The sequence below is a fragment of the Sphingorhabdus sp. Alg231-15 genome (genome assembly GCF_900149705.1).
Taxonomy (GTDB): domain Bacteria; phylum Pseudomonadota; class Alphaproteobacteria; order Sphingomonadales; family Sphingomonadaceae; genus Parasphingorhabdus.
Window position 1 is genome coordinate 42,555 of sequence record NZ_LT703001.1, and the last position, 23,682, is coordinate 66,236.

Below are 23,682 nucleotides of genomic sequence, written 5' to 3' on the forward strand. Positions count from 1 at the left end.
CGCGGCCCAGTCTTCTAGTCCGCCAATTCCACCTGCCGGACATCATAGCCTTCTTCATTGAGGTCAGCGATCAGGCCATCCAGTTGTGCTTTGTCCTTCGCTTCACACTCAATATCTGTGATCAAACCTTTTGCCGGCAAATTGGTGAACACCCGTTGATGGTAGACTTCGATAATATTGACTTCATGCTCGGCAAACTGCTTCACGACATTATAAAGTGCGCCTGGCTGATCGCGCAGATGCAGTCTGAGACGGGCGAGGCGACCGGACCGTGCCAGATCACGCAGAAGCACATTGGCCAATAGCCGCGTGTCGATATTGCCGCCACATAGGACTAGCCCGACTTTTTCTCCGGCAAATTTATCCTTGTTACCGAGCAGAGCCGCGAGACCAGCAGCGCCGGCACCTTCAACGACAGTTTTCTCTATTTGAAGCAACAGGCTAACCGCGCCTTCAAGCTGTGCTTCGCCAACCAGCAGAATCTCGTCGACATATTGCTGGATGATCGCTGCGGTAAACTCGGACGGGTTACGCACCGCAATACCTTCGGCCAAAGTGTCACCGCCAGGCGTAACATCCTTGCCATTGAGCTTGCCATACATGCTCGGATAAAGTGCGGCTTGCACGCCGGTCATTTTGATGTCCGGCTTCATCGCATGCGCCGCCGTTGCCATACCGGAGAATAGACCACCGCCGCCAATGGGTATGATCAGGCGATTGAGATCCGGCACAGCTTCGAGCATCTCGATCGCGACCGTACCTTGCCCGGCCGCCACATGCGGATCGTCAAACGCGTGGATATAGGTGAGGCCCCGCTGGCTAGCGAGTTCCATGGCGTGCGAATAGGCTTCATCATAATTGCCGCCTGCCATGACAATCTCCGCCCCATGACCGCGTGTCTGCTCTACTTTTACCATCGGAGTTGTGGTCGGCATTACGATGGTCGCGGGAATGTTCAGATTTCTCGCATTATAAGCAAGGCCCTGTGCATGGTTGCCAGCCGAGGCCGCGATCACGCCGGCAGACCGTTTGTCTTCATCCATCAACAGCAACGCGTTTAGCGCACCGCGCTCTTTATAGGCCGCAGTAAACTGAAGGTTTTCGAACTTTAGGAAAACTTCCGCACCCGCCATCTCGGACAAGGTAATACTCTTCAATGTCGGCGTTTGCACAACGCGGTCGCGAATGCGGGCGTGTGCAGCACGGACATCGGCATAGGTGAAGGATGGAAGCGAGCTGGTATCTTGGTCTGTCATAATGCCAGAGGCCCTAACCCATCTGGTCTTTCAGGGAAACAATGATTATGCGAGTAAGCTATGGCAAAAATTGCATTTATCGGAATTGGCGTAATGGGTGGGCCTATCGCGGCGCATCTCGCCCGGGCTGGGCATGATCTGACAGTCTATAATCGGACCAGATCAAAAGCTGAGAATTGGGTGTCTGAACATGGCGGAACATTTGCACCTAGTCCTGCAGAGGCGGCCAAAGACGCGCAAATTGTTATCACCTGTGTCGGCAATGATGATGACTTGAGTGCGGTGACAATGGGCCGCGATGGTGCTTTTGGAGCGATGCAGAGCGGGAGTCTTTTCATCGATCATACAACCGTGTCGGCCCAGATTGCGCGGCAATTGTCGGTGGAGGCGCAGGCGCGCGGTATCCATGTCGTCGATGCGCCGGTATCGGGCGGACAGGCCGGTGCCGAAAATGGCAAGCTGTCGATCATGTGTGGCGGTAGCAAGGAGGCCTTTGCCGCTGCAGAGATCATCATGGATGTCTATGCTGCACGTATTGTGCATGTTGGCGGACCCGGGGCAGGGCAAACGACAAAGATGTGCAATCAGATTGCAATTGCAGGAGTATTGGAAGGATTGTCTGAAGCCCTGCGCTTTGCGCAGGCCAGTCGATTGGACCTTGATAGAGTCTACGAATCGATTTCCGGAGGGGCAGCGCAAAGCTGGCAAATGGATAATCGCTGGGCCACCATGGCAAAGGATGAGTTTGATTTCGGTTTTGCGGTGGACTGGATGCGCAAGGATCTGGGGTTGGCGCTCGAAGAAGCACGGACCAATGGATCAACCTTGCCGGTAGCCGCTCTGGTCGATCAGTTTTACGCAGAAGTGCAAGCAGCCGGGGGCGGCCGCAATGACACCAGCTCGCTGGTGTCGCGATTGCCCAAGAGCAAAACATAGGGCGCTTTGCGGAAGTCTGAAGTAAAGAGAGTTTAGGGGATAGTGATGCGTATTTTTTCAACGATGAAAGCGGCGATGGTTCTTGGGGCGGCATTGCTGTTTGTCGAGATGCCCGCCGCCGCTGATAGCCTGATTGAGAATGTCAACGGCATGACCCTTAATGATGGGGGCAAGCTTGTCCGCTTCACCGCCATGGTTATTGATGATGAAGGTCGGGTAAAGAAGCTTCTGGATCGCAAAGACAAGCGGCCAGAAGGTGTCGAATTCCAATTTGATGGTAAAGGCAAGACGCTGATACCCGGGTTCGTTGATGCACATGGTCACGTTATGGGATTGGGTTTCTCTGCACTAACCCTGGATCTATCCGGGACAAAGTCGCTCGCTGAAGCGCAAGCGGCACTAAGCGCATATGCTGCAAAATATCCCAATCGCCCATGGATTATCGGCGGCGGATGGAATCAGGAAATCTGGGGGCTCGGTCGTTTTCCGACTGCGGCTGAACTGGATGCGGTTATCCCTGACCGCCCGGTATATCTGGAGCGGGTTGATGGTCATGCTGCGTGGGTCAATAGCGTTGCAATGAAAACCGCAGGTATCACTGCTGCAACAAAGGCTCCATCAGGCGGAGCAATTGAGAAGAGCGGTGGCAAACCGAGCGGCATCTTTGTCGACAAGGCGCAAGGTCTGTTTGCCAAGGCAATTCCAGCACCACGCCCGGTAGAAAATGATCTTGCACTGATGAAAGCGCAGGAAATATTGTTGTCGCAAGGCGTGACGACCATAGCCGACATGGGAACGTCCATTGAACAATGGCAGAGCTTTCGTCGGGCCGGCGATAAGGGACAGTTGAAAGTCCGGATCATTTCCTATGCCGGTGAAATAGATAATATGATTGCCATTGGTGGACCCGGGCCTTCGCCATGGCTCTATGATGATCGCCTCAAGCTGGCTGGTGTGAAGCTTTACATTGATGGGGCATTGGGATCACGCGGTGCGCTTTTGAAAGAGCCCTATGCCGATAGGCCAGGTGAGAAGGGGCTGGCTCTGCTGACTTCTGCACAACTGAAGAACAAGATGAGCCGAGCGGCGATGGATGGTTTTCAAACCGCGGTTCATGCGATCGGTGATAAGGCCAATGACGAGATTCTATCCGCTGTGGAAGAACTGCAATATACGTTCAAGGGCGATCGGCGCTGGCGGATAGAGCATGCGCAAATTGTTGATCCAGCAGACTTGCCCAGAATTGCGCAGACGGGAACGATTGCATCAATGCAGCCGGTCCATCAGACATCAGATCGCCTGATGGCTGAAGCAAGGCTGGGTCCTGATCGTCTGGATGGTGCTTATGCATGGAAGTCGATACTCGAATCGGGCGCGAAATTGGCCTTTGGAACGGATGTTCCCGTCGAATCGTCCAATCCTTTCGCCGGATTGGCCGCGGCTGTAACGCGAGAAGATGCGAATGGAGAACCATTTGGTGGTTGGCTCCCCGGCGAACGTCTGACCCGTGAGGAGGCGTGGCAGGCTTATACCATAGGTGCCGCTTATGCCTCCTTTGCCGAGGACAGAATTGGCAGTCTGACAAAGGGAAAACGGGCGGATTTCTTGATCATTGATGCTGATATCATGCTTGCATCACCGCAAGCGCTTCGCGAACTCATTGTGGAGCAGACATGGATTGCCGGACGACCGGTCTATGTAAAGGCGGATTGATGACCGTCTGAATATCTTGCGGCCAAAACAGTTAGTCGAGATTTACCGTTTAATACTTGCGTTTAGCGCTCGTCAAACGTATTGAATTGACAATAGCGGATGCAACCATAAAGAGTCGCGCGGCGTTATTGCCCTGTCAGGGGGGTAAAGCTAATTTTAGCTTGTTCCTTGATATCGATTAATATTCTGATTGGAGTATATAATGAAGTTCAACAAGTTGGCCGCCTCCGTAGCAGCCGTTTCCCTCATGACTGCCCCTGCAATGGCGCAAGCCGTTCAGAGCACAGCTCCAGTTGCAGATCGCATTGGCGCGACAGTCGATACAGAAGCTGAGAAGCTCGAAGGCAGCACCGGTATCATCATCGGTGTATTGGCTGCAGCAGCAGTTATCGCTGGTATTATCATCATTGCTGATGATGACGATGACGAGCCTACAAGCCCTTGAGGTTTGAAGAGATATTAAAAAGAGCGGGGCGTTTATCGTCCCGTTTTTTTTGCCTGAACAAATGATTTGTGATGAAAATCGTAGCACTTTTACATCGTGGTAAATTGACTTTTCATTACTGCTGACAAGAGGCATATTGCGTTTACTGATTCTTAGTTATCAAATATAAGGCGTTCATCTGTGACTGCACCGGTCCGTTTTCCAAGATTTTTTGTGACAAATCCAAGTCCGTGCCCTTATTTGCCAGGTAAGAGCGAGCGAAAGGTTTTCACGGAACTAAGCGGTCCGCATACGGATGAACTGAATGATGCACTGGGGCGCATAGGGTTTCGTCGCAGTCAAAATGTGGCCTATCGGCCAAGTTGCCTCGACTGCAAAGCCTGCGTGTCGGTCCGCGTTATGGTCGACGAATTCAAGCCCAATGCCACCCAGCGCAAATTGTTGCGGCGCAATCAGGACCTAGTCGTCGAAGCTTGCGAGCCTTGGGCGACAGAGGAGCAGTTTTCATTGCTGCAGAAATATCTCTCCAAACGGCATCCCGGCGGCGGTATGACCGAGATGGACGAGATGGACTATTCCGACATGATCGAGCAATCGCCGGTCAAGAGCTATGTGGTTGAATATCGTGAACCGTCTGTCAACGGTGTTAAGGGCCGCTTGGTTGGTGCATGTTTAACCGACCAGCAAGGTGACGGTCTGTCGATGATTTACAGTTTTTTTGATGCCGATCACCCCAATCGGGCCGGTCTTGGCAATTTCATCATTATGGATCACATCCTGCGCGCGCGCAAAGCCGGATTGCCTTATGTCTATCTCGGCTATTGGGTCAATGGATCGAGCAGGATGGAATATAAAATCCGTTTTCAGCCGCTCGAACAATTGGGGCCAGAAGGATGGCGGCGATTTGATCCGAAAGTTGATCTGAAAACGCCGGAGTAATTTCCCTCACGGTCCTTGTCCGACCCAGACCAGCCGAGACCAAATCACAAACAAAAAGCCCGCCGATCATCTCCGATCAGCGGGTTTTATTAAGTGTCTCTGCTACTCAATCGCAATAGAGGCAGCATTCCTGTTGGCAGCCCTTGACCGGTGCCGGAGCATGCCGTTTCGGCTTTGGCTTCCAGACTCTCTTCGGAGCTGGCTTCCAGCGTTTTTTGGCCGGTTTCGCTTTGGTGTAGATGACCTCCTCATCAATATATGTCGTCGTGGTGGTCGTCGTTACTGGCGCTGACTGAATGACAATGGTTGTCACAGCCGGCTGGTAATAGGCAGGATAGTAATATCCGCCTTGCCACCCGCTCGGATATCTTTGCTGAGTCCGATAGTGGCGGCGCGGAGCTGGTGCGCGATAGTCCACGCCTGGTGCTTGGGTGTAGTCGCCATGTGCCCGCTCATTCTGGCCGTATTTTTTGAGCAATTTGCGACACCGGTCGGTGCCTTGGTCAATTGCTGCTCCGGCCAGGGCGCCAACGCCGCCGCCGATCAGAGAGCCGCCCAACCGGTTTCCGCGTCCTGCAATCCGATTGCCAGCCAATGTACCAATGGCACCACCGACAACGGCGCCGCCAATGCCGCTGCTTTTCTTGCAGCGTTCCAGATAGGCGAGCTCTTCGTCGCGTTCGCTATAGCGTCGATCTTGGTAGCGTGGGGCCTCGCGCACCGGGGCTTCATTGCTCCAATGTGGTGCGCTGTCGGCATAGCTGGCACCGACCTGAGACGCATTGCCGTCGCCGATGAAAGTGCCCGAATATTGGCCTTCATAAACTTTGCCTTCGGCATCGCGATAGGTGCCCTGCCAATCGCCTTTATAGCTGCCATCTTCACGATAGGCACCGTTCCAGTCGCCCTGATAGGTTGATGAACCGCCATGTGCTCCCGAGGGGGTAGCGATAACCTGGTCATCTTCCATGAACACGCTGTCATCATATTTGGCCTGACCAGCGCGATAACCGTCATTATAGCCCTGATTATAACGATCCCAATCGAGATTATTGACGCTGTCGTAAACCACGCCACGGCGGTCGGTCAGCACAGCGTCATTATAATAGCGGGACCAGCCATAGCCGACGGAGGGTCGGCTCAGGCCGTAATTGCCATAGTTCGCGATGAAGAAGCTCGGCTGGATAAAGGTGCGGGGCAGACGGAAACCCCGGTGCGGCCGCTTGTAACCGCGCCGATTGTGAATGCGCCCCATGCGAACTCTGGCGCCATCACGGAAGTGCCGCCCGCCGCGCATTGCATGGCGCATATGTTTACCGCCCATGCGGTGTATCTTTTGGCCACCCATGCGCGTCATCTTTTTTGCGCCTTCCACACCAGACACGAGCGCTGCTGCGGAAACAAAAGACATATCTACCAGTGTCTGGTCTGCAGCGCTGCCCGGCACCGAGTCGATGGCTGCGGATGCCGCTGCCGGCATCATCGCCAAAGCGCCAGTCAAGCCAGCAAGTAAAAGGGTCTTCATGGTTAACAACTCCCTGTTATGACCCGTGCGCCAGGCACGGTCACCGTGTAATGGTTAACCAATAGTTATCATTTTGAGGGGTGATTGGCCATTAGCAGCTTGTAAAATAGGGGAGTTTCCGAGGACTGTCTCGAAATGGGGCAATCTGGTTTACGGCCTGTTAACCAAGCTTGTTCGCAATGGCTGCGACCAGTTTCGTCATGCCGGCTTCATCGTCGGCTGAGAAACGATTGGGCAGGGGGCTGTCGAGATCAAGCACGGCTATGACCCGTTGATCCGCGCAAACCGGGGCCACCAGTTCGCTCCGACTATCAGCGTCGCAGGCGATGTGCCCCGGGAAAGCATGAACATCAGCCACACGTTGTACCTGATTGGTTGCCGCAGCGGCTCCGCAAACCCCTTTGCCCATTGCGATCCGGATACAGGCACTCTTGCCCTGAAACGGGCCGAGAACCAGTTCATCATCCATCACCCGGTAAAATCCCGCCCAGTTAAGATCTGGGATATATTGCCAGATCAAGGCCGAAATATTGGCCATATTGGCTATAGCATCAGGCTCGCCATCGGTCAGCGCAAGTGCAGCTGTGATGAGGTCGCCATATAAGATATCCGGAGACTGATCGGTTGAGATTGAGAAATCATACATAATAAGCCCGCTACCAGTTCTTAGGGGCGACGTTCAAGCCGATTTCTTTGCAGATCGATCCAAAAGAGGTGGGCATATGTTTGCGCTAGGAAACGTAAAGGGCGCAAAAGCAGGTGTTGGTAATGTCAAAAAAAAGGGCGTTGGGAGAACGCCCCTTCTCTTCGCGAAGAAGACTTGATTACATGTCAAAGCCCAATGTGATCCCCCAGCGTCGAGGTGGACTGATATTATGGAAGCTGAACAATCCGCCAACCGGTGTGAAGGATACCTCATATAGTTCATTGTTGAGGTTCTTGACGAAGACCGAGACATAGAATTGATCTCCCGGAACATCCCATTTCACGCTGGCATCGATCACATCATAGGATGAGATACGGCCATTCGGCGTGCCGGCGGTCAGCAGATTTTGCTTGCCAACATGGGTCCAGTCGCCCCGGAAGGTCAAAAGTCCGGCATCACCGAGGTCGGCGGCGTAGCTGATGCCTCCACCCAAGGTCCACTTTGGCGCCCTTGATATATCGCGATCCGCATTGTCTGTGATTATACCATCACCATTCAGGTCGGCTGAATATTCATCATAGCTGGCATTATTATACCCGGCTGAAAAATCGAGGTTCAAACCATCGATCGGAACTGCGGAAACTTCCAGCTCAAACCCTCTGACGGTCGCGCTGGCGGCATTGTCGGTCACAGTCTCTTGGTTATTGCCGCCCGTTTGGTTCTCTAGCGTCCGAATGACCGTGCGCTGGAGATCATCATATTTGTTATAATATACTGCGAGATTGGTCCGCAAACGGTTGTCAAACCAGTCCGCCTTGATGCCACCTTCAAATGCATCGACGCTTTCTTCATCAAATGGTCCCAGAGCACCCGGAGTGCCTCCGCGTCCGTTGAATCCACCGCTTTTGAAACCTTTCGAATATTTGGCATAGATCAGAATATCATCGCTGGCCTGATAGTCGATACCCACGGATGGTCCAAAATTTGACCAGCTTTCATCCAGCTCAAACACAGGGCCAAGATTGGGGAAAGGTGTGAACAGAGTCGCAAAAAAGTCTTTCTTTTCTGTCGTAAAGCGTCCGCCAAGCGAAATCCGCAATTCGGGAGTAATATTATATTCCGCCTGACCGAAAATCGCGAAATTCTTGTGGGTCTGGCCAGTAATGGCGTTGTTTCTTGCGGTTACAGGACCATTGGTAATGTTCAGAAACGTGTCCCTGCGGAGGAAATATTTCTGACGGAAATAATAGAGACCGGCAATGACGTTCAGATCGTCTGTGACGTCAGCATTATACCGAAGTTCACTCGAATATTGCTCATGTGGTTGATCACGTAATGTCTCGAAAAACGGAGCCGTTGTTCCGTCCGTGTCGTTATTGTTGATATCTTTTGTCGTCTCCCGATAGTTGGATACTGACGTCAGGGTGCCTGGCCCAATTTGCCAGTTTGCCTCTGCAGTCACACCCCAGACATCAATATCGCTGCGACCCGGCACATTAAAGGCAAATGACCGGACATTTTCATCCCTTCCGAAGGAAGGAACATCGTAGAAAACCTGCAAAAGCTGGTTTGGTGGCGAAACGTTGATCGACGGGAGATTTTCGCTCCGCTCACGGCTATATTCGCCGATTATCGTCAGCTCGAAATTGTCTGTCGGTGTGAAAAGCAGCGAAGGACGAAACGTAAATGTATTGCTCTCACCAGCGGAAGTAGATCCTCTTCTGCCAGGAATTCCGGTAAATGTGTTGGTGTAGAAGCCATCAAGATGCTGCGAAAACGCGGCTACCTTGAACGCCAGAACATCATCGATCAGCGGGGCTTCGGCTGCGAAGCGGATATCTCTTTGGCCATAATCGCCAAGTGTCACGGCTCCGCGAATATCGAAATCGCCAGTGGGTCGCTTCGTGCGATAATTTACTGCACCACCGGTTGTGTTCCGGCCAAATAATGTGCCCTGGGGACCACGCAGTATCTCGACTTGCTCAACGTCAAACAGATCGAGTGAACTGTTTGCGGTTCGCGGAATATAGACACCGTCGACATAAATGCCGACCGATGGGTCCACAGTGGAGTCGGGGTCGCCATTGCCGATGCCCCGAATGAAGACCGAGACGGAACTTCCAAAATTACCGATAGTGTTGATGGTCACATTGGGCGCCCGGCCACTCAGATCGGAAAGGTCAGTGGCATTGATCCGCTCGAGACTTTCGCCGCCGAGGGCTGTCACCGCAACTGGTGCTTCTTGCAATCGTTCCGTTTTTTTTCGGGCGGTAACAACGATTTCCGCATTACCGGAACTTATCCTTGAATCTTCATCACCGGATTGTGCCATCGCTGGTACGGTAAATCCGCCCAAGATCCCAATCGCCGTCCCTATTGCAAGTTGTCGTCTGAATCTTAGACACACCTGTCCCATCATGTTCCTCCCCAGTTGCCGGCCTATTGAATTTGGCCGTTTGCTTTTTTAATTAAATGAACATACGTTTAAATAAATTTGTACTCCATAGTCAAAACTGACAGGCTGCAAACTATGGCTGGCTCAGGCATGTTTCTGACAAATACCCCTGGGCATCGGGTGAAAGAAAGAATATGAAAATGAACTACTTATCCAATGAAAATGGACCACATGCCGCCAGATTGAAAAGAATCTGGGTTCGCATTTCAGCGAGCTTCCTATTGGCATCTGCGGTTCTTATCACTGGCTGTTCCGGAGCGCCTTCATCTGACAATGAAAGGGGTGACGACAGTTCCGTTACGCTCACTGAATATCCCGAACAGGTCTATTGGGGCGATTTGCACCTCCACACGCTTTATTCATTTGATAGCTATAATTTTGGTAACAAAACACTGGGGCCGGACGAGGCCTATCGCTTTGCACAGGGTGAAGAAGTCGATGCCCATGGGGGCAGGAAGGCGAAGCTGGAACAGCCACTGGATTTTCTAATGGTCTCCGACCATGCCGAGTTTACCGGCGTGTTTCTTGGAATGGAAAAGGGTAATCCGGACATTGCCGACACGCCTTTGGGCAAAGCCTGGGCCGCCATGAATGAAGCCGGGGATACGGTTGGCCCGATGAACGAGGTTGTGGCATCGTTACAGGAAGGAAATGCCAAAAGACAGCCGCCTGAAAAGTTCCGGAGAACAATCTGGTCGGAACTTGTGGAAGCCGCAGAGCGGCATAATAAGCCCGGAAAGTTCACAACTTTTGCCGGCTATGAATGGACGTCCATGCCCGGCGGTGGCAACCAGCATCGGGTCGTTGTTTTCAAAGATGACAAAGACAAGACGCTCCAAACCATCCCATTTTCTGCCGCTGACAGCAATAATCCGCTCGACCTGTGGCGTTATCTGGCAAATTATGAGGAAACTACAGGCGGTGAGGTGCTGGCGATTGCCCATAATGGTAATGTGTCCAACGGCAACATGTTCGGCGACATCCAAAGTGATGGGACACCCTTTGATCAGGAATATGTCGATCTGCGTGCGCGCTGGGAGCCGCTTTACGAAACGACTCAGGTTAAAGGAGATGGTGAGGCCCATCCGTTACTCTCCCCTGACGATGAGTTTGCTGATTTTGAAACATGGGATGATACCAATATTTCTATGGTACCCCGGCCCACTGATCCGGATAAAAAGCGGGAGGTCATGCGTGGTGAGTATGCGCGTGAAGGCCTGAAGCAGGGTCTCGAATTGCAAGAACGTTTTGGCGTCAATCCATATCAATATGGATTAATTGGCAGCACCGACACCCATACTGGCCTGGCGACCGCCGATGATGATAATTTTTGGGGCAAGTTTGTTGAATCAGAGCCAGGCAAGGAGCGGATCACATCAAAAATGGGCGGGCGACTATGGGATAACTGGCGGCTGACCAGTTCCGGATATGTCGGTGCGTGGGCACGCGCGAATACCCGCGCAGAATTGTTTGCCGCTTTCAAACGCAAGGAGGTTTATGCAACCACGGGACCACGCATGGCGGTCCGTTTCTTTGGCGGATGGGATTACAAAAAAAGCGATATAGAAAAATCAGATTTTGCCGGCCTTGGATATGCCAAGGGTGTTCCCATGGGCGGTATCCTGAAACCGGGAGCAGGTTCGCCTAGCTTCATGGTTACAGCGGCCAAAGATCCCAACGGTGCCAATCTTGATCGCGTCCAGGTGATAAAAGGCTGGCGCAGTAGCGATGGCCAACTGCACGAAAAAATCTATGAAGTCCGTTTCGCCGGGGAACGCATAGTTGATCCTGCAACGGGTAAAATTCCGGCCATCGGTTCAACGGTTAACTTGACCGATGCCACTTATACCAACGATATCGGTGAGCCGTTTTTGGCCACGGTCTGGAGTGATCCCGATTTCAATCCCAAAGTTGCCGCGTTCTATTATGTCCGTGTACTGGAAATTCCAACGCCTCGTTGGACTCTTTACGATGCCGTTCGATACAAGGTGAAACCGCCAAAGGAAGTTCCATTGATCACTCAGGAGCGGGCCTATAGTTCTCCGATCTGGTATAGTCCATCATAAGGATGTTCATTTGTTCACAGGCAATTGTCTTTGTTGACCAATGTGTTCGTAATTGCGAACAGTAACCGATGAATACGAGACAAGATAACCCAAAGCCGGCCGTCAAAAGGGGACGCCCTTTCGGCAGCAATGCTGAGGACACGCGCAGGCGTTTACTTCAGGCAGCCGAGAAACATTTTAATGACAACGCCTATGCGGATGTGAGTATGGCGAAGGTTGCCAAATCTGCAGGCATGACCGGCGCGGCTATTTATAATTATTTCAGCTCGAAAGATGAGCTGTTCCAAGAAACCATTGCAAGCCGGATTCGCCTCTACAACGAAACCATCGCTGATGCTGTCTCTGGCTCTGGTTCGTGGAAAGACAAGTTCAATCGATTGGTTGATGCCGTTACTCCGATGCGGCGTGCTTCCTACGGTTTTCCTATGATCGGCAGCGTCGTCATAAATCGGTTGCAGCGGGAACCCGATAAATTCCAGGAGATCCGTGATTTGCGCGACGAATCTGCGAAAATATTCCGATCGCTTGTTGCCGAAGGCGTGGATTGCGGTGATCTGCCGGAAGATACAGACATTGCCATAACCGGCGACCTGTTGATGGCGATAACAGCAGGTGCGATGAACACAGTCTCATTTTATCATCCGTCGCTGGATAACATGGGGCCGATTATCGATTCCGTCAAAACGTTGCTTGGAACGAAGCGCTAGTATCAATTCTTTGTAAGGAAGTTCGAGTTGTTCTTTCGCATTCGGCGTTCTGCGTGTTCAATCCAGGCTTGGCTTGCCGCGCATCTTTTTGACATTAGATTTCTTCTTCTTTGAATCCACTCGCCGCGCTTTGGCGGCTCGGCTCGGCTTGGTCTTGATCCGGCGGGCGTCGCGCTGATGGGCCTCGACTAGCATGTCCTCGATCCGTTTGCGCGCTTCTGCACGATTGGCTTCACGGGTGCGATGTTCCCGAACCGTTATGATTAGTTCCCCATTGCTGGTCATTTTGCGCCCGGCCAGCGAGCGGAGTTTACGAAACGCAAAAGGAGGCAGACGCAGCGCATAAATGTTAACGCGCATCTGAACGGCCGTCTCGACTTTGTTAACATTCTGACCGCCGGGACCAGAGGCCGCCAGAAATGTCTCGCTGATCGCGCTAACGGGAATGTTGAAGGTCATAAGATATCTTTAGTCGATGAAAAAGGAACGGCATAGAGGCTGTTCGCTCAGTCTCAAATCGTTTGTCATGATAAGCGCAGTTCTGAAATTTTGATGGAAAAAATGGTTTGAAAAACCATGCGAGCATCATTTTTGGGCTATTTGCATGACAAAAAGTTAAATTTTTTTCGTCGCTTATCAGAGTCTTGAAACGACTCATTTCTGCGGCTTACAGAGTCAGAGGCCTCCCGCGACTCGTGCTGAATCCTAGATTAATCTAAAATTAACCTTTTACGTTCATCTGTCTTATGGTTAATAAATGATCGAGGGGCTTCGGGAGTGTACTCGATGCTAATGCGTAAACTAAGAAAAGGGGCTGCCCAATGCGTGTGCTGCTGATTGAAGATGAGCCAACAACTGCAAAGGCTATTGAGCTGATGCTGACGACCGAAGGCTTTAATGTATACACAACGGATCTGGGTGAAGAAGGCCTCGATCTGGGTAAGCTATATGATTATGACATTATATGTCTCGATCTGAACCTGCCCGACATGCATGGTTATGATGTCCTCAAAAAACTGCGTGTCGCCAAGGTGCAGACACCGGTTCTCATTCTTTCCGGTATCAGCGAAATGGACAGCAAAGTGCGTTCATTTGGATTTGGTGCCGATGATTATGTGACCAAGCCTTTCCACCGGGAAGAGCTGGTTGCTCGTATTCACGCTGTTGTGCGCCGTTCGAAGGGCCATTCGCAGTCGGTCATTCGTACCGGCAAGCTTGCGGTGAACCTGGATGCCAAGACTGTTGAAGTCGATGGTAACCGCGTGCATCTGACCGGCAAGGAATATGCGATGCTTGAGCTGCTTTCACTGCGCAAAGGCACGACGCTCACCAAGGAAATGTTCCTCAACCATCTTTATGGTGGCATGGATGAGCCCGAACTCAAGATTATCGACGTGTTTATTTGTAAGTTGCGTAAGAAACTGGCTCTTGCTTGCGGTGGCGAGAACTACATCGAAACCGTATGGGGCCGTGGCTATGTTCTTCGTGATATGGAAGAAGAAGCCGGACATGAGGTACAGGTCGCTTAAGACTTTTAGTTCACTACCCAGAAAAATATCGGCGGGACCCGCGGGTTCCGCCGTTTTTTTATGCTATGGCAGTGTCCAGATACCAGCGCTGTTCCCCTTCTAGCGCAAGGGCTGTCAGCTTTTCGGTATAATAGGCTCCGGTATCAATCCCGATACGGTTCCCCTTTTCGACCACGTCATCATTAATCGTGTGACCATAGACAATCACTTTTTCATGCGGTTCATCAATTGACAGAAACTCGTCCCGTATCCATCGCAAATCCTTTGGCTTTTGCTCATCAAGAGACACGCCTGGACGAATGCCAGCATGCACAAAAGCATAGTCACCGATGACAATTTGATTTTCAAAGGCTTTGACAAAATCGATATGATGCGACGGTATGAGATCCGGTAATCGCTCCGCCAATGCGGCGTTGTCGAGATCCATATATTCCCGCATGCTGATTTCGTAGCTGAGAATGGTTTCCTTACCCCCGATGCGATTGAAAAAGCGCGTGGCCTTTTCGCTGCCAGTAGCGGCGGCCAGATAGACTTCCTCGTGATTGCCCATCAGGAAACGGACATCGCCCAATTCATTCTTGAGCTGAATCGCAGTTTCGAGGACGCCAGCGCTGTCCGGTCCGCGATCGATCAGATCGCCGAGAAAGATAATCTCACTGTTGATATCACCGCGTTTCGCATCATCATCGATGATTTTCTCGATCAGCTGTTGCAGCAAATCATTGCGGCCATGGATGTCGCCAATGGCATAGATGCGACGGCCTTCTGGCACAGCTGCGCTGTCCAGGGGGCGGGGGGGAGTTTTTTTGCTAAATAGGCGCTTCAACATCGTGCCGGCGTATTTCGTTTCATTTGCTCATAGTTCAAGAGTCGGACGCCATTATCGGCGCCTGCCTCTTTCCTATATAGTTTTTTGGATGAATGGGTAGTTTAGAATATTAGCTTTCAACCGTGAAGCTGAGGCCCGCACTGGCTTCCAGCCTTTTGGTGAGCTTTTTCCCCATCAAGGCGCCGGGCGTCCATACGCCGCCACCATGTTTGTTGCCGTCCAAGGCAATACACAAGGCGGACTCGGCGATCATTTTACACGTTGAGCCATAGCCAGGATCCTTGTCGCCCTTCACGCAAAGGGTTGCGGTTTCACCATCCGCTGTTTCGCCCAGAAACAGTACATCATAAAAGCCGTTTTCGCGCTCTTCCTTGGTCGGACCTTCACCGGGTTTCGGCGCATCATCACCCCCCATTGGATTGGCCTTCGCTAGCATTTCCGCGGCCTGCTTGCCCAATTCACCGGGGCTGGTGACGACCATTTCGTCATATCGGAAGTCTTCACCATAAGGAAAATCGAGCAGGAAATTGGTGCGGTGGACATTTTTGGTGTTGATCGGTGCCATGATGAAAGGTGCGACCCAGCTATCCAGTGCCTTGTCCTTTTTCGGGATCATCATATTAGGCTGATCTGGCCCTTCAAATCCAGGTGTGAGACCAAAGCTGCTCGCCAGAATCTTCACAAGACCGGGGTTTTTGGCAATGGCTTTCATGGTTTCCTTGAGGCTCGCTGCCGTGCCGCCGGAGAAGGTGCCTTCCATTGCACGTACCCGGCCTTTTACGCGGGTTGCTGGCTTGCCAAAGCATTTCTTCATCTCTTTCTGCAGTGCCAGAACACCCAGATCGAATGGAATGGAGTCAAAGCCACATGAAAAACAAATCTGCGCACCAGATTTCTCGGCGGCTTCCTGATGCTCGTCAATCTTCTCACGCATCCAGCCAGGTTCACCGCACAGATCGACATAGTGGGTGCCATGCTGAACACAGGCTGCGACCAATCCATCACCGTAAAGCTGGTATGGGCCCACAGTGGTCAGAATAACGCTGGCCCGGCTTGCCAGCATATCAATGGAGGCCGCATCATCGGAATCCGCCACAACCAATGGCGTTTCCTTTGGCGCGCCGATGAGGTCCCGAACTTCTTCGAGCTTTTCCTGGGATCGACCGGCCATTGCCCATTTCGGAGCATCTCCACCAACGCCATATTGCTGCGCCATATATTCGGCGACCAGACGGCCTGTATAGCCTGTTGATCCGTAGATTATGACATCAAATTCCCGTGCGTCGGACATAGCGCCCCTCCTGATTTTCGGTTTTGTTTCGAAACGGTCTTATGACTTAGAGTTTTGGCAGAGTCACGCCTCTTTGCCCCATATATTTGCCCGAGCGCTCGGCATAGCTGGTCTCACAGGGTTCGTTGCCCTTTAGAAACAGGAACTGGCAGGCGCCTTCATTGGCATAGATTTTTGCGGGCAGGGGTGTGGTATTGGAAAATTCGAGCGTGACATGACCTTCCCAGCCCGGCTCGAGAGGCGTTACATTCACAATGATACCGCAGCGGGCATAGGTTGATTTGCCAAGGCAGATGACCAGAACATCGCGCGGGATTCGGAAATATTCAACCGTACGGGCCAGGGCAAAGCTGTTCGGCGGGATGATACAGCAATCGGTTTTCCGGTCGACCAGGCTGTTGGCATCAAATTGTTTGGGATCAACCACTGCGCTGTTCACATTGGTGAAAATCTTGAACTCGTCGGCAACCCGGGCGTCATAGCCATAGGAGGAGAGGCCATAGCTGATACAGCCATCGCGCTTCTGGCCTTCCACAAACGGTTCGATCATTCTGCTTTGATTGGCTTCCTGGCGGATCCATTTGTCGGAAAGTATGCTCATGTCTGTCTTTCTTTTGGAATTATGCCCGCTTCATGCCAGCAAGATTAGGGCCGCACAACATTCCAGTTAACCGGCCCGTCAATGCCGCTGACCCGGCGCATGTCTGATGCCCGCCACATAACCCATGGCTTGGTTGCGTAGTCGGGGGGAAAGAAATTGCTTTCGAGCCAGAACGTGCGCCTGATCCCGCTGCTGATATTATAGTCTTCCTCAAACTCCTGAGAGATGATGATGACCGCCGGTTTGCCACTATGGCCCTCAATCTGGTTCAGGAATGTGTTCAGTTCGCTGAGAACCAAGGCTCGTCCCGGTCTGTCCTTGCAGCCATTATCAAAGGCAAGCCGGACGGCTGGGGGAAGGATATTTTCTTCCCGGGGCACCGTAGTGACAAATATTGTAGCCTGATCCGTGGCCAGGCGACACAAGCTATATTCATGGACCGCGCCATAGCGAATACCTGCGTCGCGCGCGCCTTTGATATTGGCAGCGAATGCCGGGTCGCGATCTTCAGCGCCGTTGGTTGCCCGAATATAGGCGAAATCAACACCAGTTGCGCCAGCCACATGCCAGGTAATGTCACCATGGCTCGCATCCACTGAGATGCCCTGAACCGGATATTGATCGCGTGGCGGAGCCCATCCTATGGCGAGATTGCGAAGGACAAAGGCGATGATCATCAAGGCGATGATGATCAGGCCGACCCGCAGCACGGTTTTTTTTCTGTTTTGACTGGCCACCCTATTTCCCTGACGCACTCATCAACTACTCAATTAGCAAACTGCTCTTTCTGGCAGAGAATCGACTAATTCTTGATATGCAATACACAGATCAATGTGAAGAGGCGACGGGCGGTTTTGAAATCGACTTCGATTTTTCCTTCGAGCCGGTCGGTGAGCAACTCCGCACCATGATCATGCACGCCGCGACGCGCCATATCGATCGTCTCAATCTCCTGTGCTGTGGCCTTGCGAATGGCTTGGTAATAACTGTCACAAATCGCGAAATAGTCGCGGATCGGGCGGCGGAATCGGCCCAATGCCAGGATCAGGGTTTCAAGTGGCTCACCATTTTCACGGGAAATGGAAATGACCAGTCGGCCTTCCTGCACACTTAGGTGAAGATTATAGGGGCCGACATAGCCATCTTCGTGTTCCCGTAGGGGTTTAAAGTGATTTTCCTCGATCAGATCGAAGATCGCAATGCGCCGCTCCTGCTCAATATCGGCATTGCGCCACAAGATGGTGGCCTCGTCTAGTTCAACATTTATGATGCGCGGTTCCGACATTCAGGCTCTGTTGCCGCAGCACTGGGGCTAGGACAAGTTTTTTTGCAGTGCGGTAGAAAAACAAAAGTCATTTATCCACAAGTCTGTCCCCGCTTGTTTGAGAAAATTACCGGAACGCCCCTTGCTCAGAATCGTTTGAGCGTGAATGATGCAGCCATGGCCGAGTTAGTTCGATTTGATGCAGTTGAAGAAGAATCCCAGCGCCTGCCCCGCAATGTCGAGGCAGAGGCGACATTTCTGGGCGCGTTACTGATTGATAACCGCGTTGCTGAGGATGTGCAGATCAAATTGCGGCCAGAACATTTCTATGAACCGTTGCATGGCCGGATCTACGAACAGGCACTAAAGCTGCTCGACCGAAATATGGTCGTCACACCGGTCACGTTAAAGCCGTATTTTGAAGCCGATGAGGCGATGAAGGTCCTCGGCGGCCCATCTTATCTTGCCAAATTGACGGGTGATGGAGCCGGATTAATTGGTGCGCGAGATTTTGCGGATCAGATTTATGATCTTGCGCTGCTGCGGGAACTGGTCAATGTTGGCCGAACCTTGGTGGATAATGCGCTGGATACCAGCGAAACGGTCGATCCAAAAACCCAGATTGAGGAAGCCGAATCGTCGCTCTACCGCGTCTCTGAAGGTGAAGCGCAGGAAGGCGGCGTCAAATCCTTCCTGGCCGCGTCGACCGAAGCGCTGAACAATGTTGAACGCGCTTTTAACAGCGGCGGCAAAGTATCTGGGATTACCACGGGCCTGACCGATCTCAATGCCAAAATGGGCGGCCTGCACCGGTCTGACTTGCTGATTTTGGCGGGCCGTCCAGGCATGGGTAAAACCTCGCTTGCCACCAATATCGCTTTCAATGCCGCGAACCGCTATCGCCGCGATGTTCAAGATGGGATAGCGCCTGAAGATACGTTGGGTGCCAAAACCGCTTTTTTCAGCCTTGAGATGTCGGCGGACCAGCTGGCAACGAGAATCCTGTCCGAGCAGGCAGAGATTAGCTCGGAAAAACTGCGTATGGGTGCGATCAGTCGAGATGAAATGCACCGCCTGGCGCTAGCGTCCCGGGAATTGCAGGATTTGCCGCTTTACATCGATGACACGCCCGGCTTGACCATTGCAGCCTTGCGCACGCGGGCACGGCGCTTGCAAAGGCGCAGTGACATCAACTTGATTGTCGTCGATTATCTTCAGCTACTGCAGGGTTCGGGCCGGGCTAATGATAACCGCGTTAACGAGATTTCGGAGATTAGCCGAGGTCTCAAGACTCTCGCCAAGGAACTCAATTGTCCGGTGGTTGCTCTCTCCCAGCTTTCTCGCCAGGTGGAGAGCCGCGAAGACAAACGTCCGCAGCTGTCCGATTTGCGTGAGTCCGGTTCGATCGAGCAGGATGCCGATATTGTGATGTTCATTTATCGCGACGAATATTACCACCTCGCCGTGAAACCGGACGATCCTGACGAAAATTCGACCGAGGAACAAAAAGCCAAATATCTTGCCTGGGAAACCGACCATCAAAGCAAGGTCGGAAAAGCGACCGTGATCGTTGCCAAAAACCGCCAAGGTTCAACCGGCAATATCCAACTGAGCTTCCTGAGTGAGTTTACCAAATTTGGTGATCTGGCCTATGGCGATGGACCCGAGGAATATTAGCTAATATCACCGGCTTTCGGCATCAAGGCTGCTCTCACGCCAGTCCTTCGGGAAATCCATGACGGAGCACCGGTAAGTGATCGGGAAGTGACCTCTCGTCAAACGGCGCCGCTTTGGGTTTTCAGCATGGAATATTCTGACATCAGGCCTTTGAACAGACTGTAGCAACATACCAACAAAACCAGCGTAAAGGGCAAGCCGCTGGCAATCGTGCCCGCCTGCATTGCCCCAAGCGCGCCGGCACCTCCACCAACCAGCAGCGCGGCTGCGGCCAGTCCTTGCAATATGGCCCAGAAAATACGCTGCGCAACAGGCGCATCTGTTCTGCCGCCAGCGGTTATGGCGTCAATGACCAAAGATCCGGAATCAGATGATGTGACAAAGAACACGATCAACAGAATGATGGCGAGCGACGAGGCAATATAGGGAAAAGGCATGTTCTCCAGCATCTGGAACAATACAAGCGGGGCTTCGCTGATGCCCGCTGGCAGCTGGCCGATGCCATCCTTTATCTGTTCTATTGCGGTCACACCGAATGTTGTGAACCATATGATTGCAACAATCACCGGGACCACCAGCACCACCGTCAAAAACTCACGGATGCTGCGGCCTTTGGAAATGCGGGCGATAAACATGCCAACAAAAGGTGACCAGCTCACCCACCAAGCCCAATAGAAGATCGTCCAGCCGTGATACCAGGCTTTGTCCTCGCGCCCCGTCCAATCGCTTAATGGAACCGCATATTCAGCATAGCTTGCGATAGCCGCACCAAAGCCGCTCATTATCTGTAACGTTGGACCCGCTACAAAAACAAAGGCGAGCAGCGATGCCGCCAAAACCATATTGATGTTGCTCAGCAGTTTGATGCCACCATCCATTCCGCGCACGACCGAAACGGTCGCAAGTCCGGTAATGACTGCAATGAGCAAGAGTTGTGAGGTTAAATTGGCCTCAATTCCAAAGAGAAAAGACAGGCCGGTTGCGGCTTGCTGTGCGCCAAGTCCCAAAGACGTTGCCAATCCAAAAATAGTGGCAATGACTGCAAGAATATCAATGAGATGACCGGGCCAGCCCCAAATGCGTTCGCCCAACAAAGGATAAAATGCAGACCGAATGGTGAGCGGTAGCCCCTTGTTAAATGCAAAAAAGGCAAGGGCTAGGCCGATTACGGCATATATTGCCCAGGGCGTCAGGCCCCAGTGAAAGACTGTCGCGCCAAGCGCCAGATTCATCGCTTCCGGTGTGCGCGGTTCAACATTGAGCGGGGTTCCGCCCCAGTTCGTATAATAAGCCACTGGCTCTGCCGACCCATAAAAGACCATGCCAATCCCAATGCCTGCAGAAAACAGCATGGCGATCCACGAGGCAGTTCCGAATTCGGTTTTGGCGTCTGATCCACCCAGGCGGATTTTGCCCAATGGCGAGATCGCGACTGCGACGCAGAAAAGCAGCACGAAATTGGATGCAATTACGAAGAACCAGTCAAAATGCTCAAGTGTCCACGCTTTGGTTGCTTCTAGTCCGGTATTGGCGGTTTCTGGAAAGGCCAGAGCCAAAACCACAAATGTCATTGTCAAAGCGGCACTGATGAAAAACACCGGATTGTGCATTTCCAGGCCGAAAGGATTTACATTATCCTGACCCGCTTCATAGTCGGTTTGATAATCGCCATCGATCATTTTTCCTGAGACGTCTGCCGTTGCACTGGCTGTCGCTGTCTTTGTTCCGCTCACTTTTGAGGCTCCAATATACTCTGTCCCAACGCATCTTTCAGCGGCTCTAAATGTGATTCATAATGGCGCCATAGGTCGACGCTTGCTTTGGTGATGGGTTGGCGGACCTGTTCTGAACTGGCGGTGCGGACGGCGCGCTCTGTCCGGTAAAAATCAATACAGGCTTGCTCGAAAGGCAGGTCGAGATAATCGAGCATCCGGTGAACTTGGCCCTCAAGATCATCCAGCACATCTTCATGTTGAACACGCAGCACCGCTCCCGGCAGCACGGCGTCCCAATGGGCCATCAATTGCACATAGTCGCTGTAATAGCGGCCGACTTCGGTTAAACCGTAGGTGAATTCCTGGCCCTCGGCGAAGAGCTGCTTGAACCCGGAAAAGCAGCACGCCATCGGTTCCCGTCGCGCGTCAATGATTTTTGCATTGGGCAGAATGAGTTTGATCAGGCCGATATGCCGAAAATTATTGGGCATCTTGTCGATGAAATACGGCGCCCCTTGACGGTGGATGCGTGTGCTGTCGATGAAATCCTGTCCCATGTCGCGTAACTGCTGGGCATCGAGATCATGAAGATTATCGGGATATAGAGAATCATTGCTTGCGTGTTTCTGTCGCCGCAACCGGTGTGCGAGCGACAATATATTTGGCAGTTCCAGTGTGCCGTCAATCTGGCTGTGGGATGCGAGTATCTGTTCGAGCAATGTCGAGCCCGCGCGCGGAAGACCCAATATGAATATGGGGTCGGGCGCATCACATCCCTTGCCCGATTGCTTCGCAAACAGGGCAGGGGTGCAGGCGGTGATCTGGTTATGCAGTTCTGCCGTCATCTGATCGGCATCATAGCGTGACTGCACCCGTTTCAGCTCGTTGCCGCGCTGATAGAAGCCGAAGGAAGTGTCATAGTCTTTTCGGTCTTCATAAGCCTTGCCCAGTGCGAAGCAGATATGAATGCGGTTTTGGTAGCTCAGCCCATTGCCTTGCTCTTGCGCTTCCATCAGGCGCAGCTCTTCATCGCTGAAACGATAGGTTTTGAGGTTCGCCAGTCCATAATAGGCATCACCGTAACCGGGGTCGGATTGAAACGCTCTCTGATAGGAATCGACAGCCTCGTCATGACGTCCAAATGTCTTTAGCGCATGGCCTTTGGAGGTTAAGGTGACGGGGTCATCCGGAAGTTTCTGCAGGACTTGCTCAAACAGATCCAATGCGCGCTCATAGTCGCCGGTCTGCATAGATTCGATCGCGTATAGCGACTGAAAGACCGGGTTGGCGGTATCGCGCTGATATAATATTTCGCTTTGCTTCAGGGCTTCGGCAAATTTCTGACGCTTACGCAGGATTTGAATATAATCGATCCGGACCTGAATATTGTCCGGTTCAAATTCGATTGCGCTTTCGAGCAGAAAATCAGCATCTTCCAAAATTCCAAGGCGCGTGCCAATATCGGCAAGCAAACGCATCCCTTCTACATGATGGGGATTGGTTTGCAGGAAATGGCGGCAGGCCGTCTCCGCTTTGATTAACTTACCTTCATGCAGCAGATGTGACACGGCGACTAACGGCTTGGGCATGGCAGCAATGCGCTGTTCCTGTCCGCGCATCTCCACCGCAGCAGCGCGTTGACCCCAGCTTTCGAGAATGTCCGCTTGTGCTTTCCAGCTGGCTTGCAGCACGGGATTGCATTGGCATGCACGGCGATAGGCAGCCATGGCCTGTTCATCATCGCCAATTGCTCTGAATATATGACCTTCTTCCTGATAGGCGCGGCCAAAATCCGGAGAGAGGCTTTTTAGCTGTTCGACACTTGTAAGGGCTGTCTCATTCTGCCCCAGATAGCGCTCGCAAACTGCTTTCATGTACAGCCCGTCGATATTTTCAGCGTCATTCTGCAAGACCATCTCTGCTGTACTTAGCGCAGCCTTGAAGCGCCCCTCATACATTTGAGTGCGCGCCTGTTTTTGCAGTTCGGCAATATCGAGACTCGTTTCAGACATTTCGTCCCGGTTTTCTGTCCTTTTGAAAAAAGGGGAGGTTAACCCGTTGGTTAGCCTCCCCCTGTTGTATTGTTCC

At 52.3% G+C, this 23,682-nt stretch carries 20 protein-coding genes; 8 read left to right on the forward strand and 12 right to left on the reverse strand.

What is annotated here, in order from left to right; genetic code table 11:
* Positions 1-14 precede the first annotated feature (14 nt).
* The gene (locus DG177_RS00210) at positions 15-1,256 is read right to left on the reverse strand and encodes a threonine ammonia-lyase (RefSeq protein WP_108809651.1); all 1,242 of its coding nucleotides are present in this window, start codon (positions 1,254-1,256) and stop codon (positions 15-17) included.
* A gap of 60 nt (positions 1,257-1,316) precedes the next feature.
* On the opposite strand from DG177_RS00210, the gene DG177_RS00215 reads away from it, so the two are divergent.
* The 4 genes from DG177_RS00215 to DG177_RS00230 all read left to right on the forward strand — a co-directional run bounded on the left by DG177_RS00215 (position 1,317) and on the right by DG177_RS00230 (position 5,289).
* Entirely contained in the window at positions 1,317-2,192 is an 876-nt protein-coding gene (locus tag DG177_RS00215; RefSeq protein WP_108809652.1) for an NAD(P)-binding domain-containing protein, read from the forward strand.
* A 45-nt stretch (positions 2,193-2,237) separates the two neighbouring features.
* A complete protein-coding gene (locus DG177_RS00220; RefSeq protein ID WP_337658303.1) occupies positions 2,238-3,905 on the forward strand; it encodes an amidohydrolase in 1,668 nt (555 codons plus the stop codon).
* 202 nt (positions 3,906-4,107) lie between these two features.
* On the forward strand, positions 4,108-4,350 hold the full coding sequence (locus DG177_RS00225) for a hypothetical protein (protein ID WP_108809653.1): 243 nt from the start codon (positions 4,108-4,110) through the stop codon (positions 4,348-4,350).
* Between the two features lie 180 nt (positions 4,351-4,530).
* Positions 4,531-5,289 carry an arginyltransferase gene (locus DG177_RS00230; protein ID WP_108809654.1) on the forward strand — a complete coding sequence of 253 codons (759 nt, stop codon included), beginning with the start codon at positions 4,531-4,533 and terminating at the stop codon, positions 5,287-5,289.
* A gap of 106 nt (positions 5,290-5,395) precedes the next feature.
* Here DG177_RS00230 and DG177_RS17610 read toward each other — a convergent pair whose 3' ends face one another.
* The 3 genes from DG177_RS17610 to DG177_RS00250 all read right to left on the reverse strand — a co-directional run bounded on the left by DG177_RS17610 (position 5,396) and on the right by DG177_RS00250 (position 9,816).
* A complete protein-coding gene (locus DG177_RS17610) occupies positions 5,396-6,814 on the reverse strand; it encodes an RcnB family protein (protein WP_337658305.1) in 1,419 nt (472 codons plus the stop codon).
* Between the two features lie 160 nt (positions 6,815-6,974).
* Positions 6,975-7,460 carry a GAF domain-containing protein gene (locus DG177_RS00245; protein WP_108809655.1) on the reverse strand — a complete coding sequence of 162 codons (486 nt, stop codon included), beginning with the start codon at positions 7,458-7,460 and terminating at the stop codon, positions 6,975-6,977.
* 178 nt (positions 7,461-7,638) lie between these two features.
* A complete protein-coding gene (locus DG177_RS00250; RefSeq protein ID WP_337658307.1) occupies positions 7,639-9,816 on the reverse strand; it encodes a TonB-dependent receptor in 2,178 nt (725 codons plus the stop codon).
* Positions 9,817-10,049: 233 nt separating this feature from the next.
* Here DG177_RS00250 and DG177_RS00255 point away from each other — a divergent pair, with 233 nt between their 5' ends.
* Together DG177_RS00255 and DG177_RS00260 are read left to right on the forward strand one after the other, a co-directional pair.
* Positions 10,050-11,981: a DUF3604 domain-containing protein gene (locus DG177_RS00255; protein ID WP_337658309.1), complete on the forward strand. Its 1,932-nt coding sequence runs from the start codon at positions 10,050-10,052 to the stop codon at positions 11,979-11,981.
* 68 nt (positions 11,982-12,049) lie between these two features.
* The gene (locus tag DG177_RS00260) at positions 12,050-12,688 is read left to right on the forward strand and encodes a TetR family transcriptional regulator (RefSeq protein ID WP_108809657.1); all 639 of its coding nucleotides are present in this window, start codon (positions 12,050-12,052) and stop codon (positions 12,686-12,688) included.
* Positions 12,689-12,745: 57 nt separating this feature from the next.
* Here the strand turns inward: DG177_RS00260 and arfB are convergent, their stop codons facing one another.
* The gene (arfB, locus tag DG177_RS00265) at positions 12,746-13,147 is read right to left on the reverse strand and encodes an alternative ribosome rescue aminoacyl-tRNA hydrolase ArfB (protein ID WP_108809658.1); all 402 of its coding nucleotides are present in this window, start codon (positions 13,145-13,147) and stop codon (positions 12,746-12,748) included.
* Positions 13,148-13,509: 362 nt separating this feature from the next.
* Here arfB and ctrA point away from each other — a divergent pair, with 362 nt between their 5' ends.
* Positions 13,510-14,217 carry a response regulator transcription factor CtrA gene (ctrA, locus tag DG177_RS00270; protein WP_108809659.1) on the forward strand — a complete coding sequence of 236 codons (708 nt, stop codon included), beginning with the start codon at positions 13,510-13,512 and terminating at the stop codon, positions 14,215-14,217.
* Positions 14,218-14,275: 58 nt separating this feature from the next.
* On the opposite strand, the gene DG177_RS00275 is transcribed toward ctrA, so the two are convergent.
* From DG177_RS00275 to DG177_RS00295, 5 genes are all read right to left on the reverse strand, one after another.
* Positions 14,276-14,989, reverse strand: a complete 714-nt coding sequence (locus DG177_RS00275; protein WP_337658312.1) for a metallophosphoesterase family protein — start codon at positions 14,987-14,989, stop codon at positions 14,276-14,278.
* A 166-nt stretch (positions 14,990-15,155) separates the two neighbouring features.
* Positions 15,156-16,337 carry a saccharopine dehydrogenase NADP-binding domain-containing protein gene (locus DG177_RS00280; protein WP_108809661.1) on the reverse strand — a complete coding sequence of 394 codons (1,182 nt, stop codon included), beginning with the start codon at positions 16,335-16,337 and terminating at the stop codon, positions 15,156-15,158.
* Positions 16,338-16,383: 46 nt separating this feature from the next.
* Positions 16,384-16,938: a dCTP deaminase gene (gene dcd, locus DG177_RS00285; RefSeq protein WP_108809662.1), complete on the reverse strand. Its 555-nt coding sequence runs from the start codon at positions 16,936-16,938 to the stop codon at positions 16,384-16,386.
* Positions 16,939-16,982: 44 nt separating this feature from the next.
* Complete coding sequence (locus tag DG177_RS00290; RefSeq protein ID WP_337658313.1) at positions 16,983-17,675, reverse strand: glycoside hydrolase family 25 protein; 693 nt, start codon at positions 17,673-17,675, stop codon at positions 16,983-16,985.
* A 65-nt stretch (positions 17,676-17,740) separates the two neighbouring features.
* Complete coding sequence (locus tag DG177_RS00295) at positions 17,741-18,223, reverse strand: UPF0262 family protein (protein ID WP_108809663.1); 483 nt, start codon at positions 18,221-18,223, stop codon at positions 17,741-17,743.
* A 156-nt stretch (positions 18,224-18,379) separates the two neighbouring features.
* On the opposite strand from DG177_RS00295, the gene DG177_RS00300 reads away from it, so the two are divergent.
* The gene (locus DG177_RS00300) at positions 18,380-19,879 is read left to right on the forward strand and encodes a replicative DNA helicase (RefSeq protein ID WP_108812685.1); all 1,500 of its coding nucleotides are present in this window, start codon (positions 18,380-18,382) and stop codon (positions 19,877-19,879) included.
* Between the two features lie 98 nt (positions 19,880-19,977).
* Here the strand turns inward: DG177_RS00300 and DG177_RS00305 are convergent, their stop codons facing one another.
* Positions 19,978-21,612, reverse strand: coding sequence for a BCCT family transporter (locus tag DG177_RS00305; protein ID WP_337658316.1), 1,635 nt, complete (start codon positions 21,610-21,612; stop codon positions 19,978-19,980).
* Positions 21,609-23,606 (reverse strand): sulfotransferase, encoded by a 1,998-nt coding sequence (locus DG177_RS00310; protein WP_108809664.1) that lies wholly within the window; start codon positions 23,604-23,606, stop codon positions 21,609-21,611. The genes DG177_RS00305 and DG177_RS00310 overlap by 4 nt, the downstream gene beginning before the upstream one ends.
* Positions 23,607-23,682 lie beyond the last annotated feature (76 nt).